Below are 16437 nucleotides of genomic sequence, written 5' to 3' on the forward strand. Positions count from 1 at the left end.
TGGGCCACTTCAGGCCCGTTGCCATGTTGGAGAGGGAGACGCTGGATGAATCGCAAGCATTGGGTTTGGGCTCGTGGGGGATTGGTTGCGCTGTGCGCAGGGGCGGCGCTGGTGGCGCAGGCTTGGACGGTGGGTCAGGTGGCGCCGATGTCAGGGTCCGAGGCCAGCCAGGGCCGCGCCTATGCACAAGGTATGCGACTGTACTTTGATCAGGTCAACAAGGCCGGTGGTGTGCAGGGCCAGCCGGTAGAGCTGGCGGTGCAGGATGATCTGGGTCACCCCGACGAAACCGTAGCCAAGACCCGCAAGCTGCTCAGCGAGTCCAAGCCTGTGGTGCTGGCCGGCTACTTTGGCAACCGCAATTTGTCGGCGCTGCTGGAGAGCAAGGCGCTGGATGGCTCGCAGATTCCGATCGTGGGTTATCAAAGCACGGACACTCGCGTGATGGCTTCTCCCCAGCTGTTTGCCACGCGCGCCGGTCTGTCTGAGCAAATCGCCAAGATTTCGACGCATCTGGCAACTGTCGGTATTACCCGTCTGGCACTGGTCTTTGAAGAGCGCCCCGATGCACAGGATTTGACCGCTTTGATTACCAAGGCTGTGACTCCAAGTGGTGCCAAGCTGGTCGCTACGGCCATGGTCAAGAACAAGGGTAGTTCTGACAAGGCCGTGCAAGATTTGCAGGCTGCTAAGGCTTCGGCTCAGGCTATCTTGCTGGTGGCATCCAGCACGGCCACTGCGGCTTTTGTCGAGGCTTACCGCATGGATGGTGGCACGGCGCAGGTCTACGCCACGGCTGAGGCCGATATCGAGCAACTGGCCAAGCGCCTGCCGGTGGAATACATGAGCGGCCTGTCGATTGCGCAGGTCGTGCCCAGCCCCTACAAGGTTTCCGGCAAGCTCAACAAAGAATTCCGTGACGCCACCATTGCAGCGGGTAAGACGCTGCAAGTGCCGGTGAGCTTCGCCATGATGGAAGGCTATGTGAATGCCAAGGTCATCGTGGAAGCCATGCGCCGCAGCCAGCCCGTCACGCCTGAGAAAGTCAGCACGGCCTTGCGTGGGCTGGAGGCCTATGACCTGGGCGGCTACTGGGTGAGTTTCAAGCCCGGTCAGGTAGGGTCTAAGTATGTGGACTTGTCCATCGTCAATGCCGCAGGGCGGGTGACGCAATAAGACAAAGGCCTGTAGCAACCCTGCTTACAGGCCTTTTTTGTAGTGGTACGACACACGCGATCAGCACTGTTGCCAACGGGACAGGAGTCGGCATTCAGGCCGGTGAAACTGGCCTCAGGCCAGTTCATTGACCTGTCAAAGAGCTGCTTCTGAAATAAGAGCTGCTTGCGCAATATCTATAAGCGTTACAGCTCATTTTTATAAAATTGATAAGGAGACAAACACATGTCCAAACTGCCACCTGCCCTCAAAAAGCTGGCTTTGCCGGTCATTGGCTCGCCGCTTTTTATCATCAGCAATCCCAAGCTCGTGATTGAGCAGTGCAAGGCCGGCATCGTTGGCTCCATGCCCTCGCTCAACGCCCGCCCGGCTGAGCTGCTGGAAGACTGGCTGGCCGAGATCACGGAAACGCTGGCCGCATGGGACAAGGCCCATCCGGACCAGCCTTCGGCCCCGTTCGCCATCAACCAGATCGTGCACAAAAGCAATGACCGGCTGGAGCACGACATGCAGGTCTGCGCCAAGTACAAGGTGCCCATCGTCATCACCAGCCTGGGCGCGCGCGAGGACGTGAACCAAGCCGTGCACAGCTGGGGTGGGGTGGTGCTGCACGACATCATCAACAACAAGTTTGCGCGCAAGGCGATTGAAAAAGGTGCCGATGGCCTGATCGCCGTGGCTGCCGGTGCAGGTGGTCACGCAGGCGAGAAAAGCCCGTTTGCGCTGGTGCAGGAAATTCGCCAGTGGTTTGACGGCCCTTTGGCTCTGTCCGGTGCCATCGCCACCGGCGGCGCTGTGCTGGCTGCGCAGGCCATGGGCGCAGACTTTGCCTATATCGGCTCGGCCTTTATTGCCACCGATGAAGCGCGTGCAACCGACGCCTACAAGCAGGCGATTGTCGAAGGCACATCCGACGATGTGGTCTACAGCAACCTGTTCACCGGCGTGCATGGCAACTATCTGGCACCGTCGATTCGCGCAGCAGGTCTGGACCCAGATAACCTGCCTGAATCCGACCCCAGCAAGATGAACTTTGGTGGCGGTGCGCAAAAGGCGTGGAAGGACATCTGGGGCTGCGGTCAGGGCATTGCCGCTGTGGAGAAGGTGCAGCCCACTGCCGAGCTAGTGGCACGTCTCAAGCGTGAGTACGCACAGGCCAAGGCCAATTTGCTGGCGGCTTGAGGTGCGCTTCAGTACCCAAAGAAAAGGCACCCTCGGGTGCCTTTTTTATGAGCGCAAGCTGACTTGACGTTACTCAAATGTGACGGATACGTGTAAAAAAGGTTGGCATGTATCAAGTCGCTCTGTGCTTGATGAATGTCAATGTCGTTCAAGTCCTGCAGTTGGCTTTTGAAAAGAAAGTCATGATGATTGTCAAAAGAAAGTATTATTACGTAAATTTCAGTAATTTCTGAAAATTGAGAAAACCAGTACATGCTCCCATTCACCTCTGATGCTGATGCCGCTGCGGGAAAAACTGCCTTGACTGACGTCATCCGCAGGCCCAGCGCAGGCGCGGTGTGGCAGGTTCTGGCGGGTTTGATCTGGCTGCCGCAGGCTGCCTTACTCGCCTGGGCCGTGCAAACCATGGCGAATGGACTGGGTGTAAGCCGCGTCTGGCCCATGGCCCTGGGTGTGTTGCTGCTGGGCTTGGTGCGCGCATGGGCTGAAGGCCACGGCGCGTTGCAAGCCAATCGCGCTGCGCGTACTCAGCTCAGCCGTTTGCGCTCTCAGGTTGTGCAAGCCCTGGCAAAGGCATCGCCACTGGATAAAGCGCGTGCCCCATCTGGCTTGGCCGCCAGTGCGGTGGCAGAGCAGGCCGAAGCCATCGTCCCTTGGCTGTCGCGTTATCAGAGTGCCATGCTGCGCGTACGTCTGCTGCCATTGGTCATGGTGGCTGCAGTGGCCAGCCAGTCTTGGGTTGCAGCTTTGATTTTGATAGTGGCTGCACCGCTGATTCCATTGTTCATGGCTATTGTGGGCTGGCGTGCCAAGGCCGCCAGCGAAGAGCAGATGTTGCAGCTCGGTCACATGAATGCTTTTTTGCTGGACCGCCTGCGCGGCCTGAGCACTTTGCGCGCTCTGTACGCTGTGGACTTGACGGCGCAGCGCCTGCGCAGCCACGCTGAAGACCTGCGTACCCGCACCATGCGCGTGCTGCGCATCGCCTTTTTGTCCTCTGCCGTGCTGGAGCTTTTTTCGGCGCTGGGCGTGGCCATGGTCGCCGTCTATATCGGCTTTCACCTGCTGGGCACACTGAACTTTGGCGCTTGGGGCGATAAGCTCAGCCTGGGGCAGGGCTTGTTTGTGCTGCTGCTGGCCCCTGCATTTTTTGAACCGCTTCGCGACCTGTCTGCCGTCTGGCATAACCGCGCCGCTGGCGAGGCCGCCCTCAAGACTTTGCAAGACTTGCAGCAGCAAACCGTGCGGGTAGTGGGTGATGTGCAGTCGCTGCAAGAAAGTGAGCATCTTGCGCAATACCAGGGCGCATCAGTGAGCATTTCGGGTCTGAATGTTCAGGCCCCTGGTGCTCAGACCAGGCTGGCCTCCGTTTCTCTGCAAGTGCATGCGGGTGAGCATGTGGCGCTGTGGAGCCCCAGCGGCAGTGGCAAATCGGTGCTGCTGGCCCAGCTGGCGGGCTTGCTGCCCGTGCAAGAGGGCGAAATTCGCATAGACGGCTTGCTACTCAATGCCCAGACCGCCGCAGCGCTGCGCGCGCGCATGGCGTGGATGAGTCAGCAGCCACATGTGTTTGCCGGTTCTGTAGCGCGCAATATAGGGTTGGGCCGCGCAGGTTTGACGGGTGAGCAGATCGCCGAAGCTACTCGCCAAGCTGCGCTGGACCAGGTGCTGGCCGAAAGACCTGGAATGAGTCTGGGTGAGGGCGGCTCTGGCCTGTCTGGCGGTGAAGTGGTGAGATTGGCGTTGGCACGGCTGGCGGTCAATCCGTCAGCCGGACTGTTGTTGGTCGATGAACCTACTGCCCACCTTGATACAGAGACTGCCCGCCAGATTGCGCTGTCCCTCAAACAGATCGCAGCAGGGCGTACGCTGATTGTTGCCACCCATGATGCTGAGTTAGCATCGTCAATGGACCGGGTGATCGCGATGTCTGCGGTGGGTGCGAGCACTCATCTGGACGCCGAATTCTGCAAGGAGGGTGTATGAGCCGTAATCTGCAGACACTGGGCCAGGTCCTGCGTGAACTGGCCCATATGGCGCCCCGCAAACTCTGGCTGGGTGGCGCGGCGCTGGCTGCGCTCACGGTGGTCATGGGTATGGCCTTGCTGGGTTTGTCCGGCTGGTTCATTACCGCTACCGCACTGGCCGGGCTGCTGCCTGCTACGGCACTGGTGTTTGATGTGTTCATGCCATCGGCCGGCATTCGCCTGCTGGCCGTGGGCCGCACCGGCGCGCGTTATGCCGAGCGACTGGTCACCCATGATGGCACGCTGGCCGTTCTGGCCGCGCTGCGCGAAAAACTGTTTCGCAGCTGGGCCGCACCACAGGCCGCACGCCTGCTGCTGCAACGCCCGGCACGACTGCTGCAGCGCCTGACCGCAGACGTCGATGCGCTGGACAACCTTTATCTTCGGCTGCTGGTGCCCGCTGCTGCCGCCTTCGGTGCAGCCTTGCTGCTGGCTCTGGCCTTTGGCTTGATGCACGGCTGGCTGGGGCTGCTGGCTTGGGTCTGGTTGCTGTTGGCTGGCTGGGGTATTGCCTTGTGGCATGGCCTGCGCAGCCGCAAGAGCGCTGTGCGCCGCGCCATGGCGCTTGAAATGCTGCGTGCCCAGACCGTGGATTTGGTCGCTGGCCAGACCGATTTGCTGATGGCAGGCCAGCTGCCCGCACAGATGCAAAAAGTGCTGAGTGCAGATGCACGCGGCACCCGTGCGGATGAGCAGCTTTACCAGTCTGAAGCGGCTGTAACGCAAGCCTATGGTGCGGTATCTGCTATTACTTTAAGTGCAGCCATGATCTTGATGGCCTGGCTGATGGAGCAGGGCCGCATCAACGGGCCCGTGGCAGCGCTGGGCATTTTGCTGGCCTTGTCAGCCATGGAACCCTTTACCGCCTTGCGCCGTGGCGCGACAGAAGCCGGGCGCACATGGCTGGCCGTGCGCCGCCTTGGCCCGGCGCTGGCTAAAAAAGCTGATGCAGAGCCGAAGGTGACGATTACGCAACCAAAGCATCACGCCATAGAGCTGCGTCAGGTTCAGCTGCGCCAGCTGGGCCCTGTTGATTTGACGATTCGCCAGGGTGAGCGCGTGGTGCTAATGGGTGCCAGCGGCGCAGGAAAGACCACGCTGCTCAATGCCATTGCGGGTGAGCTGCCGGTGCAGTCTGGGCAGTTGCTGGCGCAGCGCTGCAGCTGGATGACGCAAAGAACCGAGTTGTTTCAAGACAGCCTGCGTGACAACCTGCGCTTGGCCAATCCGCAAGCCAGCGATGAGCAGCTGTGGAGTGCGCTGCAAGCCGCAGGGCTTGAGCAAGATGTGAAGGCGCTGCCACAGCAGCTGGATACCTTGCTGGGCGAGGGCGGGCTGGGTTTGTCTGGCGGTCAGTCGCGCCGTCTGGCGCTGGCGCGTTTGTTGCTCAGCGATGCGCCTTGCTGTCTGCTGGATGAAGCCACCGAAGGGCTGGATGCCGTGACTGCCGCCGATGTGCTACAGCGGCTAGAGCATGCCGCGAAAGAACGAACCCTTGTTTTTGCCACGCACTGGCAGCGCGAAGCCCTCATGGCCGACCGCATTGTGTGCTTGCAAGCCGGGCGCGTGCAGATGGATGCCCAGCGCGGTACCCCCGAGTTCGAGCAGGCGATTGCCGGTTTGCGCGCTGATGCGGTGAAAGCGACACCAGCAATGGCGACACCGAATGTGTGACTTGTTTTTTTATTGACCGAGAGAAAGGACCTGACCATGGACCTCGATATCGTCGATTTATCGCGACTACAGTTTGCGGTAACGGCGCTCTACCACTTTTTGTTTGTGCCGCTGACGTTGGGCCTGTCCATTCTCATCGCCATCATGGAGACGGTGTTTGTGATGACGGGGCGCACTATATGGCGCGACATGACCAAGTTCTGGGGTGTGCTGTTTGGCATCAACTTCGCCATGGGTGTAGCGACCGGCGTGGTGATGGAGTTTCAGTTTGGCATGAACTGGAGCTACTACAGCCACTATGTGGGTGACATCTTTGGCGCGCCGCTGGCAATCGAAGGTCTGATGGCCTTCTTCCTGGAAGCGACCTTTGTGGGCCTGTTCTTCTTCGGCTGGGATCGCCTGAGCAAGGTCAAGCACCTGATGGTGACCTGCCTGATGGCGATTGGCACCAACTTCTCGGCGCTGTGGATTCTGGTGGCCAACGGCTGGATGCAGAACCCAGTGGGTGCCGCCTTCAATCCGCAGACCATGCGGATGGAGGTGACTGACTTCTTTGCCGTGCTGACCAACCCGGTAGCGCAGGCCAAGTTTGTGCACACCGTGTCGGCTGGATATGTGATGGCTTCGCTGTTTGTGCTGGGGGTATCGGCCTGGTATCTGCTCAAGGGGCGACACGTGCACCTGGCCAAGCGATCGATGACCGTGGCGGCATCTTTTGGTCTGGCGGCTTCGCTGTCCGTGGTGGTACTGGGTGACGAGTCGGGCTATCTGTCGTCCGAGCATCAGAAGATGAAGCTGGCTTCCATCGAAGCCATGTGGGAAACGGAGCCTGCACCGGCCGCGTTTACCGCCTTCGGTTTCCCCGACCGCGAAGCGCGTGAGACCCATTTTGCGGTGCACATCCCGTGGGTCATGGGTTTGATCGGCACACGCTCGCTGACCACCGAAATTCCCGGTATCAACGATCTGGTCAAGAGTGCCGAGGGCAATATTCGCAACGGTATCGACGCCTATGACGCGCTGCAGACCATTCGTGCTGCCAGAAGCGATGCGGAAATTCCTGCCGAAGCCCGTCTGCGCTTTGAGAACAACGGCACCAACATGGGTTACGCCCTGCTGTTGATGCGCTATGTGGATGATCCGCGCAAGGCGACTGAAGAGCAGATCAAGCAAGCAGCCATGGACACCGTTCCGCCCGTGGGGCCGCTGTTCTGGACTTTCCGCATCATGGTGGCACTGGGCATGTTCTTCATCGTGCTGACCGGCACTTTCTTCTACCTGTCCATGCGTCACAAGCTGGATGCCTATCCCTGGCTGCTCAAGGTTGCCGTGCTGTCCATTCCTTTGCCCTGGATTGCTGCGGAATGCGGCTGGGTGGTGGCTGAGCTGGGTCGCCAGCCCTGGATTATCGAAGGCGTGCTGCCCACGGCCATGGCGGTGTCCAACCTGGGCGCCGGCACATTGCTGCTGACGATTTTGGGCTTTGTGCTGATCTACACCGTGATGCTGGTGATCGAACTCAAGCTTCTGGTGCGTGCCATCAAGAAGGGGCCGGAGCACGAGAGTGAGCCGCACCTGAGCTTTTACGAGCCCATGATCAAGAAACTGGCCAGTGCCCGCTGAAGGCCCGCAAGGAGTATGAGCAAATGATCTTGCATGAACTGATTACATACGACGTGCTGCGCGTCATCTGGTGGCTGCTAATGGGGGTGCTGCTGGTGGGCTTTGCCGTGACCGATGGCTTTGACCTGGGAGCCATGGGTCTGCTGCGTGCCACTGCGAAGACCGATGTGGAACGCCGCACGGCCATCAACTCGGTGGGCCCGGTGTGGGAAGGCAACCAGGTGTGGCTGATTCTGGGCGGCGGCGCCATCTTTGCCGCCTGGCCGCAGCTGTACGCGGTGTCCTTCTCGGGCTTTTATCTGGCCATGTTTGCCGTGCTTGTGCCGCTGATCCTGCGCCCCGTGGCCTTCAAGTTCCGCAGCAAGCACGAAGATGCGGCCTGGCGCAACCGCTGGGACTGGGTGCTGTGCATCACGGGTCTGGTGCCATCGCTGCTGTTTGGCGTAGCCGTGGGTAATGTGATTCTGGGCGTGCCTTTCCGCCTGGCGGATGACATGCGCATTTACTACGACGGCACCTTTTTTGGGCTGCTGACGCCGTTTGCGCTGCTGTGTGGCCTGGTGTCGCTTTGCATGCTGCTGATGCATGGTGCTGCCTGGCTGGTCTTCAAGACCGAAGGCGAAGTGTCGGCGCGCGCCGCGCGCTATGGCTCGGTGGCGGCCGTGCTGACGACGCTGCTGTTTGCTGCAGCAGGCGTCTGGCTGGCAACAGGTATCAACGGCTATGTGATTACCAGCGACATCAATCCGCTGGGGGCATCCAATCCGTTGAACAAGACGGCGGAAATGGCTGCGGGTGCCTGGCTGGCCAACTTCAAGGCCTATCCGCTGCTGTGGCTGCTTCCGGGCATAGGGCTGCTTATGCCGCTGGTCGTGGCCTTGGGTCTGCGCAGTCGCCGCGAATGGATCAGCCTGCTGGGCAGCGGTCTGGCCATCGCCTGTGTCATCTTGACCGTGGGCGCTGCCATGTTCCCCATGATCCTGCCTTCCACCATTGACCCGCGCTTTAGCCTGACGGTCTGGGATTCGTCCTCCAGCCACATGACGCTGTTCATCATGCTGGTCTGCGTGGGGATCTTTTTGCCACTGATCCTGATTTACACCAGCTGGGTGTACTCGGTGCTGCGCGGCAAGGTGGATATCAAGGCCATTGCGACTGGCCAAGGTCACTCTTACTAATCAACAAGAAGGAAGGGACTGAATATGTGGTATTTCTCCTGGTTGCTCGGCCTGCCGCTGGCAGCTGCTTTTGCGGTGCTCAACGCCATGTGGTTTGAGCTGACGGAAGATGAGGTGACTCGTCGTCGTCTGCTGGAAGAGACCAACTCGCTCCCAGAGGCCTGAGTGAGTTGAAACAAAAAAGCCCGACTGGTTTTTGCCAGCCGGGCTTTTTTGTGTACTGAGGGTTTTCAGCTTTGGCGCAGCGTCAGCGTGGCCAGCGCAAGGTCGGTGATCTGTGACCAGTTGCCGCTGTCCAGCGCACTGGCGGGAACCAGCCAGGAGCCGCCCACGCAGACCACATTGGACAGTGCGAGAAATTCGGCCGCGTTGGCAGGCGAGATGCCACCCGTGGGGCAAAACCGTACATCGCCAAACGGGCCTTGCCAGGCCTTGAGCATGGGTGCACCGCCGGACTGCAGGGCTGGGAAGAATTTCAGCTCGTTAAAGCCATCGTCCTGCGCCATCATGATTTCGCCGCTGGTGGCTACACCGGGCAGCAGGGGCAAGTCCAGATCGCGGCAGGCCTGCCCTAGCTTGCTGGTGTAGCCGGGGCTGACAGCAAAGCGCGCACCTGCGCGTGCGGCGGCGGCGGCGTCTGCTGCATTGCGAACGGTGCCTGCGCCGACGATGGCTTCAGGCACTGCCTTGGCAATGGCTTCGATACAGGCCAGACCCTGAGGGGTGCGCAGCGTGACTTCGAGCACGCGAACACCGCCGGCCAGCAATGCCTTGGCCATGGGGACGGCATGCTCGACCTGGTGCAGCACGATGACCGGGATGACCGGCGCATCTTGCATGATGGAAAGGGCTGTCAGTTGAGTAGCCATGTGCACGCTCCTTCTTCTGCGCTGAGCGCATTGCGCCGGAATCCGGCAAACAGTTCCCGGCCCAGTCCCCGGCCGTTGCTTCGCTTCAGGGCCTCAGGCATCTGGGCCAGTTCGCGCAATGCCCATTCGGCCTCGCTCACTTCAGCTTGCAACTGGCCGGTGCTGGCATTCAGGGTAATCAGGTCGCCGCTGCGCACCTTGGCCAGCGGGCCGCCTGCCAGCGCTTCGGGGCTGAGGTGAATGGCGGCGGGCACTTTGCCGGAAGCGCCGCTCATGCGCCCATCGGTCACCAGTGCCACTTTGTAGCCCTTGCCTTGCAGCACGGCCAGTGGTGGGGTCAGCTTGTGCAGCTCTGGCATGCCGTTGGCCTGAGGGCCTTGCCAGCGCACTACGCAGACCACGCCGTTGTAGCCATTGCTCTGGCAGGCTTGCTCCAGCGCGCCGGATTTGAAGGCGGCTTGCAGCTCGTCCTGTGAATCAAACACCCATGCGGGGGCTTGCAGGTGGTGGCGGTCTTCGGGCACGGCGCTGACCTTGATCACGCTGCGGCCCATATTGCCCTTGAGCAGTTTGAGTCCACCCGTGGGGCTAAACGGTGCGCTGGCCGGGCGCAGCACGCCATCGTCGCCCGATGCGCCTGCCTCTTTCCAGAGCAGGCTGCCGTTCTCGACATGGGGGATACGGCCAAAGGCGGCCATGCCGTCTTCGCGCACGGTGAGTACATCGTCATGCATCAGCCCGGCCTGCAGCAGCTGGGCGATGACATAGCCGGGGCCGCCTGCACGCTGAAACTGGTTCACATCGGCACTGCCATTGGGGTAGATGCGCGCCAGCAGTGGCACCATGGAGGACAGCTGTTCAAAATCGTCCCAGTCAATGATGATGCCCGCCGCACGGGCCACGGCCACCCAGTGAATCAGGTGGTTGGTAGAGCCACCTGTGGCCAGCAGGGCCACCATGGCGTTGACGATGCAGCGCTCATCCACCAAGCGGCCAATAGGCGTAAAGCGCTTGCGGTCGGTGATGGACAGAACGGTGCGCATGGCTTCGCGTGTCAGCAGCTCGCGTTCGGCTTCGGCGGGGTTGATGAAGGAGGTGCCTGGCACATGCAGGCCCATGGCTTCCAGCAGCATCTGGTTGCTGTTGGCCGTGCCGTAGAAGGTGCAAGTGCCCTGGTCGTGATAGGCCGCATTCTCAGCAGCCAGCAGCTCTTGTCGGCCCACCAGACCTTGTGCCGCTAGTTCGCGAACCTTGGCTTTTTCGTTGTTGGACAGGCCCGATGTCATGGGCCCTGCGGGCACAAACACGGTGGGCAGATGGCCAAAGTGCAGCGCGCCAATCAGCAGGCCGGGAACGATTTTGTCGCACACGCCCAGCATCAGCGCTGCGTCAAACGTGTCGTGGGTCAGCGCAATGGCGGTGGACATGGCAATCGCATCGCGGCTGAACAGGCTCAGCTCCATGCCGGGCATGCCCTGAGTCACACCGTCGCACATGGCGGGCACGCCGCCGGCTACCTGAGCGGTGGCGCCATTGCGGCGGGCTTCGTCTTTCAGAATGTCGGGATAGCGGGCAAACGGCGCATGGGCAGACAGCACGTCGTTATAGGCGGTGACGATGCCGATGTTGGAGCCTTTTTCTTCAACGATGCGGATCTTGTCGGCACCGGGAAGCGCAGCAAAGGCGTGGGCCACGTTGGCGCAGCCCATGCTACGTACCTGGGGCGGGCGGGCGGCCATGGCGTCAACCTGCTCCAGATAGTCGGTGCGGGTGGCGTGGCTGCGCTCCTGAATGCGCCGCGTGACTTGAGCGAGTACGGGATGGACTGCCATGATGAGAATCTTTGGTGATGCAGGAGCGTTTTGCACTCATGCATCTGGAAGGGAAAAAAGCCGCCACGGAGCGCCTCACGAGAGAAGCTGCTTGCGGCCGTGGCGACTGCGGGAGCAGGCTTATTTGGCCCGCGCTTGCTTGACGGCAGCTTGCACGGAGTCCCAGGTGCCTTGACCCACGGTCTTGGCAATGCCTGCGTTCACCGTGTTCAGCTTTTCGCGCATGCGCCCAGCTTCTGTAGCGGGCAGCTCATTGACCTGCATGCCCTTGGCCTTGATTTCAGCCAGTGCCTTGGTGGCTTCTTCACGCGTGTCCTTGCGCTCGAAGTCGCGGCTCTTGATGGCAGCGTCTTGCAGCACTTTCTTTTCAGCCGGGCTCAGCGTGTCCCACCACTTCTTGCTGACGGTGACGATCCAGGGGCTGTAGACGTGGTTGGAGACCGTCAGGTACTTCTGCACCTCATAGAATTTGCTGGAAAGCACGGTGTTGAACGGGTTTTCCTGTCCGTCCACCGCCTTGGTCTCCAGCGCGGTAAACAGCTCGGAGAAGGGCAGGGGCACAGCGTTGGCGCCCAGCGTCTTGAAACTATCGAGGAAGACGTTGTTCTGCATCACACGTAGCTTCACGTCTTGCAGGTCTTCCAGCTTGGTGATGGGGCGCTTGTTATTGGTCAGGTTGCGGAAACCGTTTTCCCAGTAAGACAGGCCGACCATGCCCTTGGGCTCCAGGCTGGCCTTGACTTTGTCGCCCACGGGGCCGTCCAGCACGGCATCTGCTTCCTTGGTGTTGGCAAACAGGAAGGGGGTGTCCCAGATGGCCATTTCAGGTGTCAGGCCGACCAGCGTAGCGGTAGAGCCAACCATCATTTCCTGGGCGCCGCCAATCAGGGCTTGTTGCATCTGGGTGTCAGAGCCCAAGGCCGCGTTGCCGATGGCGCGCACCTTCATCTTGCCACCCGTGGCTTTTTCCACTTCCTTGGCAAACATGCGCACGGCGCGGCCCTGGTTGGAGTCTTCCACCAGACCGTAGCCAAAGCGCACAAGGCGGGGCTTGAAGTCCTGAGCCTGAACGGCGCCCGTTGCCAGCAACATGGCTGTGAGGGCTGTGAGGGCTGTGACTGCAAATTTGATACGCATGACCGTCTCCTTGCTTAAATGGGCCAGAGCCCTGTTATTAAAGTGAAATGGGCTGGATACGCAGGCAGGTATTGCGCATCCAGCTATGAAAACAAGAGTGTTTGATGGACTTAGTGCAGCCACTTGAGTGGCGTTGTCACCAACTGCGGGAACATCACAAACAACGCCGCCAGCACCACATAAACCATCAGGAAGGGGTTGGTGCCTTTGATGACGGTTTCCATGCGCAATTTGCCCACGCCAGCCACCACGTTCTGCACCGTGCCCACGGGCGGGGTAATCAGGCCAATACAGCCCACATAGATGAACATGAAGCCGAAGTAGACGGGGTCAATACCCGCCTTGACGGCCAGTGGTGCGCAGACCGGGCCGAAGATCAGGATGGTAGGTGTCAGGTCCATGGCGGTACCCACTACCAGTAGGAAGATCATCATCACGGCCATGAACAGCACGGGCTGGTCCAGCAGGCCGGCAAAGCTGTCGGCCAGCATATTGGGCAGGTCGGCCAGCGTGATCATGTAGGCCGTTACAGTCGCTGCACCGCAAAGGAACATGACGACAGCGGTGGTCTTGGCTGCAGCCAGAAACACGGCGTAGAGCTTGTTCCAGTTCATCTCGCGATAAACCACCATGGAGACAAACAGCGCATAGACAGCGGCAACCACGGCAGCTTCGGTGGGGGTGAAGACTCCGCCCTTCAGGCCACCCAGAATGATGACCGGCATCATCATGGCCCAGAAGCTCTTGAAAATTGCCTTCATGCGCAGACCCCAGCCCACGCGTTCACCCGATGCAAGCTTGAATTTGCGGGCAATAAACCACCATGCGGCGATGAGGAAGGCACCCATGAACAGGCCGGGGAACACGCCTGCCAGAAACAGCTTGCTGATGGAGGTGTTGGTCGTCACGCCATAAATCACAAAGGGCATGGACGGCGGAATGATGGGGGCGATGATGCCGCCCGAAGCCAGCAGACCTGCGCTGTAGCTGTCAGGGTACTTCTGGTCGCGCATCATGGGCAGCAAGATGGTGGCCAGTGCAGCAGTGTCGGCAATGGCCGAGCCACTCATGGACGCCAGCAGCACGGCAGCGCCAATGGCCACATAGCCGAGACCGCCGGGGATATGGCCCACAAAGGCGCGGGCCAGATCGATGATGCGGCGCGACAGGCCGCCCGCATTCATCAGCTCGCCCGCCAGAATGAAGAAGGGCACGGCCAGCAGTGGGAAGTTGTCAAAACCCGCTTGCAGGTTTTGCGCCAGCAACTGAGTGTCGAAGAAGTCCAGGTGCCACATCAAGGCCACGCCGGTGAGGATCAGCGAATGCGCAATCGGCATGCCAATGACCATGCCGCCGATCAGAACGGCGAGAAAAATCAGGGTTACAACCATGGCGCTCTCCTTATTCCACGCTGGTTTCCGAAGATTCGGTGGGGGTGCCGCGAATCATGTCGCGCACCACCACGACCAGCATGCCAATGGCCAGCACCAGCGTTGCCGCGGCGCCCAGCGCCAGTGGGTAGCCCAGCACCGTGCTGTAGCTGCTCCAGCCTGCTATCACCTGCTCCCAAGAGCCCCACAGCAGTAGCACCATGCAGGCGGTAATCAGCAACTGTGAAACCCAGAACAGCACCTTGCGGGCAACAGGGCCGACTCGGGACGTGACCATGTCAAAGCCCAGGTGTGCGCCTTCAAACGCGGCCACGATGGAGCCAATAGCGACCAGCCAGACGAACAGCAGACGCGAGATTTCTTCGTACGACACGATGCTGGTGTGAAAGACGTAGCGAAGCACCACGTTGATGAAAACGGCAATCACCATGCCGGCCAAAGCCAGCACCATCAGCCCTTCGGCCAGCCGTTTGAGCAGTGGCTTGCGCTCTTGCTCTGTTGGGTTGTTTGTTGACATCGTTGGCTTCCGGTTATTTCTGTATTGGCGATGCAGGTGTTTTGTTGCTCAGCCACTGCTGCACCTGGCGGGCGATCTCACCCAGCTCGGTGGTGGCGCTGATGGTCAGCACGTCGGGCTCAAGGCGCGGGTCTTCCAGAGTGGCGAACTGGTTGGCCACGAGTTCAGGAGAAAAGAAATGTCCGGGCCGGGTCTGCACGCGGGTCAGAGCAGTTTCGTAGTTCAGCTCCAGAAACACAAAGCCCAGAGGCTGGGCGCTGCGCAATTGCTCGCGGTATTTGTGCTTGAGGGCAGAGCAGGTGAGCACCACGCTATGGCTGGTGCTGGCTTGACTGAGCCGCAGGGAAAGACGCTCCAGCCAGCCTTGGCGGTCTTCATCATTTAGTGCAATGCCAGCCGCCATCTTGTCTACGCTCTGCTGCGAGTGGTAGCTGTCGCCTTCCACTAGTTCCCAGCCCAGTTGCTGCGCGATGGCTTGCCCGGCACTGGATTTTCCGCAGCCGGAAACACCCATGATGACCAGTGCGACCATGGTTTGAGGGGTGTCTAGCTTGTTATTATTCATTTTGGATAGCGCTATCCTTGCTGGTCAAAAAAATGCGCCGCGAGAAACTCCGAACTACGCAGAACTCGTAGACTTCAGAGCTGAACCGGCTGCAGATAGGTGATCAAAATTGTTTGGTTAGCGCTATCATATCATTGCTGAATCCACGTTTTATTAGGAGATTCCCTTGCCTCGCGCCTCAAATCCTCAAGCTGATCGCAGCTCTGAACCCGCGAACTCACGTCGCTCACGTGCCAGCGGAAGGGTCACGCTCAGCGATGTGGCAGAGGCAGCGGGTGTCAGCTCAATGACGGTCTCACGTGCCTTGCGGGGGGAGCGCAGAGTCGCGCCAGCGCTGGTTGAGAAGGTGCGTGAGGTGGCGGCCTCGCTGGGCTATGTGCCTGACCTTGCTGCACGTGCGCTGGCATCGCAAAAAAGCACGCAGGTGCTGGTGTTGGTGCCCATGCTGTCAAACACGCTGTTTGTGGATGTGCTGGAGGCTGCGCACAAGGTGCTGTTTGCGCGTGGCTATCACATGCTGATTGGCGTGACGCACTACGACCCGCAGGAAGAGGAGCAACTGCTGCGAGCCTATTTGCCCATGCGCCCGGCAGGCCTGCTGTTGACGGGGTTTGACCACAGTGAAGCGTCTCGAAAGCTGCTGGCAGCCAACCCGGTGCCGCGTGTGCATCTGATGGAGCTGCACCCGACTGAGCGAAGCCAGGGTACCTATAGCGTTGGCTTTTCGCAGACGCAGGCAGGGGCAGAGATCACGCAGCACCTGCTGGACAAAGGCTACCGCCGCATTGCCTTTTGCGCGGCCCAGCTCGATGCACGGGTCATGCAGCGGCTGGAGGGGTTCCGTCAGGTGCTTAAGCAGGCCAATTTGTATGATCCGGCGTTGGAGTTCCTTGACCCCGAGCGCTCATCAATGGCGCTGGGGGCAAGGCAGTTTGAGGCTCTGATGAAGAGCCAGCATGCGGTAGATGCTATCTTTTTTTGCAATGACGACATTGCGCAGGGAGCCTTGCTGGCTGCCAGTCGTCTGGGTGTGCAGGTGCCTCAGCAGGTCGCTATAGCGGGCTTCAATGATTTGCCTGGTAGCGACCAGATGGTTCCGCCGCTGACCACCATTCATACGCCACGAAGTGAGGTGGGGGAGAAAGCGGCCACTATGTTGCTGCAACTCTTGGATGGAGAGGCAGTCAAGCAGCCTTGCATGGATCTGGGCTTCACCTTGGTGCCCAGATCTAGTACCTGATAAGAGACTTAAGTGGCTTGAGCGGT

14 protein-coding genes are annotated in these 16437 nt (G+C 60.1%); 8 read left to right on the forward strand and 6 right to left on the reverse strand.

Going from position 1 to position 16437, the window contains the following annotated elements:
• The first annotated feature begins 45 nt into the window (after positions 1–45).
• From CLU84_RS04820 to cydX, 7 genes are all read left to right on the forward strand, one after another.
• Entirely contained in the window at positions 46–1176 is a 1131-nt protein-coding gene (locus tag CLU84_RS04820; protein WP_099736182.1) for an ABC transporter substrate-binding protein, read from the forward strand.
• A 225-nt stretch (positions 1177–1401) separates the two neighbouring features.
• The gene (locus CLU84_RS04825) at positions 1402–2358 is read left to right on the forward strand and encodes a nitronate monooxygenase family protein (protein ID WP_099736183.1); all 957 of its coding nucleotides are present in this window, start codon (positions 1402–1404) and stop codon (positions 2356–2358) included.
• Between the two features lie 252 nt (positions 2359–2610).
• Complete coding sequence (cydD, locus tag CLU84_RS04835) at positions 2611–4344, forward strand: thiol reductant ABC exporter subunit CydD (protein ID WP_099736185.1); 1734 nt, start codon at positions 2611–2613, stop codon at positions 4342–4344.
• Positions 4341–6059, forward strand: a complete 1719-nt coding sequence (locus CLU84_RS04840; protein WP_099736186.1) for an amino acid ABC transporter ATP-binding/permease protein — start codon at positions 4341–4343, stop codon at positions 6057–6059. Before cydD ends, CLU84_RS04840 begins: the two co-directional genes overlap by 4 nt.
• A gap of 36 nt (positions 6060–6095) precedes the next feature.
• Complete coding sequence (locus CLU84_RS04845) at positions 6096–7682, forward strand: cytochrome ubiquinol oxidase subunit I (RefSeq protein WP_099737865.1); 1587 nt, start codon at positions 6096–6098, stop codon at positions 7680–7682.
• Positions 7683–7705: 23 nt separating this feature from the next.
• Complete coding sequence (gene cydB / locus CLU84_RS04850; protein ID WP_099736187.1) at positions 7706–8860, forward strand: cytochrome d ubiquinol oxidase subunit II; 1155 nt, start codon at positions 7706–7708, stop codon at positions 8858–8860.
• 24 nt (positions 8861–8884) lie between these two features.
• Complete coding sequence (cydX, locus tag CLU84_RS04855) at positions 8885–9025, forward strand: cytochrome bd-I oxidase subunit CydX (protein WP_099736188.1); 141 nt, start codon at positions 8885–8887, stop codon at positions 9023–9025.
• 65 nt (positions 9026–9090) lie between these two features.
• Here the strand turns inward: cydX and eda are convergent, their stop codons facing one another.
• The 6 genes from eda to CLU84_RS04885 form a co-directional block, all read right to left on the reverse strand.
• Positions 9091–9729 (reverse strand): bifunctional 4-hydroxy-2-oxoglutarate aldolase/2-dehydro-3-deoxy-phosphogluconate aldolase, encoded by a 639-nt coding sequence (eda, locus tag CLU84_RS04860; RefSeq protein ID WP_099736189.1) that lies wholly within the window; start codon positions 9727–9729, stop codon positions 9091–9093.
• A complete protein-coding gene (gene edd / locus CLU84_RS04865) occupies positions 9714–11561 on the reverse strand; it encodes a phosphogluconate dehydratase (RefSeq protein ID WP_099736190.1) in 1848 nt (615 codons plus the stop codon). Before edd ends, eda begins: the two co-directional genes overlap by 16 nt.
• 120 nt (positions 11562–11681) lie before the next feature.
• Complete coding sequence (locus CLU84_RS04870; protein WP_099736191.1) at positions 11682–12698, reverse strand: TRAP transporter substrate-binding protein; 1017 nt, start codon at positions 12696–12698, stop codon at positions 11682–11684.
• Between the two features lie 110 nt (positions 12699–12808).
• Positions 12809–14089: a TRAP transporter large permease gene (locus CLU84_RS04875; protein ID WP_099736192.1), complete on the reverse strand. Its 1281-nt coding sequence runs from the start codon at positions 14087–14089 to the stop codon at positions 12809–12811.
• A gap of 10 nt (positions 14090–14099) precedes the next feature.
• Entirely contained in the window at positions 14100–14606 is a 507-nt protein-coding gene (locus tag CLU84_RS04880; protein WP_099736194.1) for a TRAP transporter small permease, read from the reverse strand.
• Between the two features lie 13 nt (positions 14607–14619).
• Positions 14620–15171 carry a gluconokinase gene (locus CLU84_RS04885; RefSeq protein ID WP_233209928.1) on the reverse strand — a complete coding sequence of 184 codons (552 nt, stop codon included), beginning with the start codon at positions 15169–15171 and terminating at the stop codon, positions 14620–14622.
• A gap of 166 nt (positions 15172–15337) precedes the next feature.
• Here CLU84_RS04885 and CLU84_RS04890 point away from each other — a divergent pair, with 166 nt between their 5' ends.
• On the forward strand, positions 15338–16411 hold the full coding sequence (locus tag CLU84_RS04890; protein WP_099736195.1) for a LacI family DNA-binding transcriptional regulator: 1074 nt from the start codon (positions 15338–15340) through the stop codon (positions 16409–16411).
• Positions 16412–16437 lie beyond the last annotated feature (26 nt).

It is taken from the genome of Comamonas sp. 26 (genome assembly GCF_002754475.1).
Classification (GTDB): domain Bacteria; phylum Pseudomonadota; class Gammaproteobacteria; order Burkholderiales; family Burkholderiaceae_C; genus Comamonas.

What these genes read in the sequence shown, in the direction of transcription:
- cydB (WP_099736187.1), top strand. Translation starts at nt 7,706, where the DNA reads ATGATCTTGCATGAACTGATTACATACGACGTGCTGCGCGTCATCTGG.
- cydX (WP_099736188.1), top strand. Translation starts at nt 8,885, where the DNA reads ATGTGGTATTTCTCCTGGTTGCTCGGCCTGCCGCTGGCAGCTGCTTTT.
- eda (WP_099736189.1), bottom strand. Translation starts at nt 9,729, where the DNA reads ATGGCTACTCAACTGACAGCCCTTTCCATCATGCAAGATGCGCCGGTC.
- CLU84_RS04875 (WP_099736192.1), bottom strand. Translation starts at nt 14,089, where the DNA reads ATGGTTGTAACCCTGATTTTTCTCGCCGTTCTGATCGGCGGCATGGTC.
- CLU84_RS04885 (WP_233209928.1), bottom strand. Translation starts at nt 15,171, where the DNA reads ATGAATAATAACAAGCTAGACACCCCTCAAACCATGGTCGCACTGGTC.
- CLU84_RS04880 (WP_099736194.1), bottom strand. Translation starts at nt 14,606, where the DNA reads ATGTCAACAAACAACCCAACAGAGCAAGAGCGCAAGCCACTGCTCAAA.
- cydD (WP_099736185.1), top strand. Translation starts at nt 2,611, where the DNA reads ATGCTCCCATTCACCTCTGATGCTGATGCCGCTGCGGGAAAAACTGCC.
- edd (WP_099736190.1), bottom strand. Translation starts at nt 11,561, where the DNA reads ATGGCAGTCCATCCCGTACTCGCTCAAGTCACGCGGCGCATTCAGGAG.
- CLU84_RS04840 (WP_099736186.1), top strand. Translation starts at nt 4,341, where the DNA reads ATGAGCCGTAATCTGCAGACACTGGGCCAGGTCCTGCGTGAACTGGCC.
- CLU84_RS04825 (WP_099736183.1), top strand. Translation starts at nt 1,402, where the DNA reads ATGTCCAAACTGCCACCTGCCCTCAAAAAGCTGGCTTTGCCGGTCATT.
- CLU84_RS04845 (WP_099737865.1), top strand. Translation starts at nt 6,096, where the DNA reads ATGGACCTCGATATCGTCGATTTATCGCGACTACAGTTTGCGGTAACG.
- CLU84_RS04870 (WP_099736191.1), bottom strand. Translation starts at nt 12,698, where the DNA reads ATGCGTATCAAATTTGCAGTCACAGCCCTCACAGCCCTCACAGCCATG.
- CLU84_RS04820 (WP_099736182.1), top strand. Translation starts at nt 46, where the DNA reads ATGAATCGCAAGCATTGGGTTTGGGCTCGTGGGGGATTGGTTGCGCTG.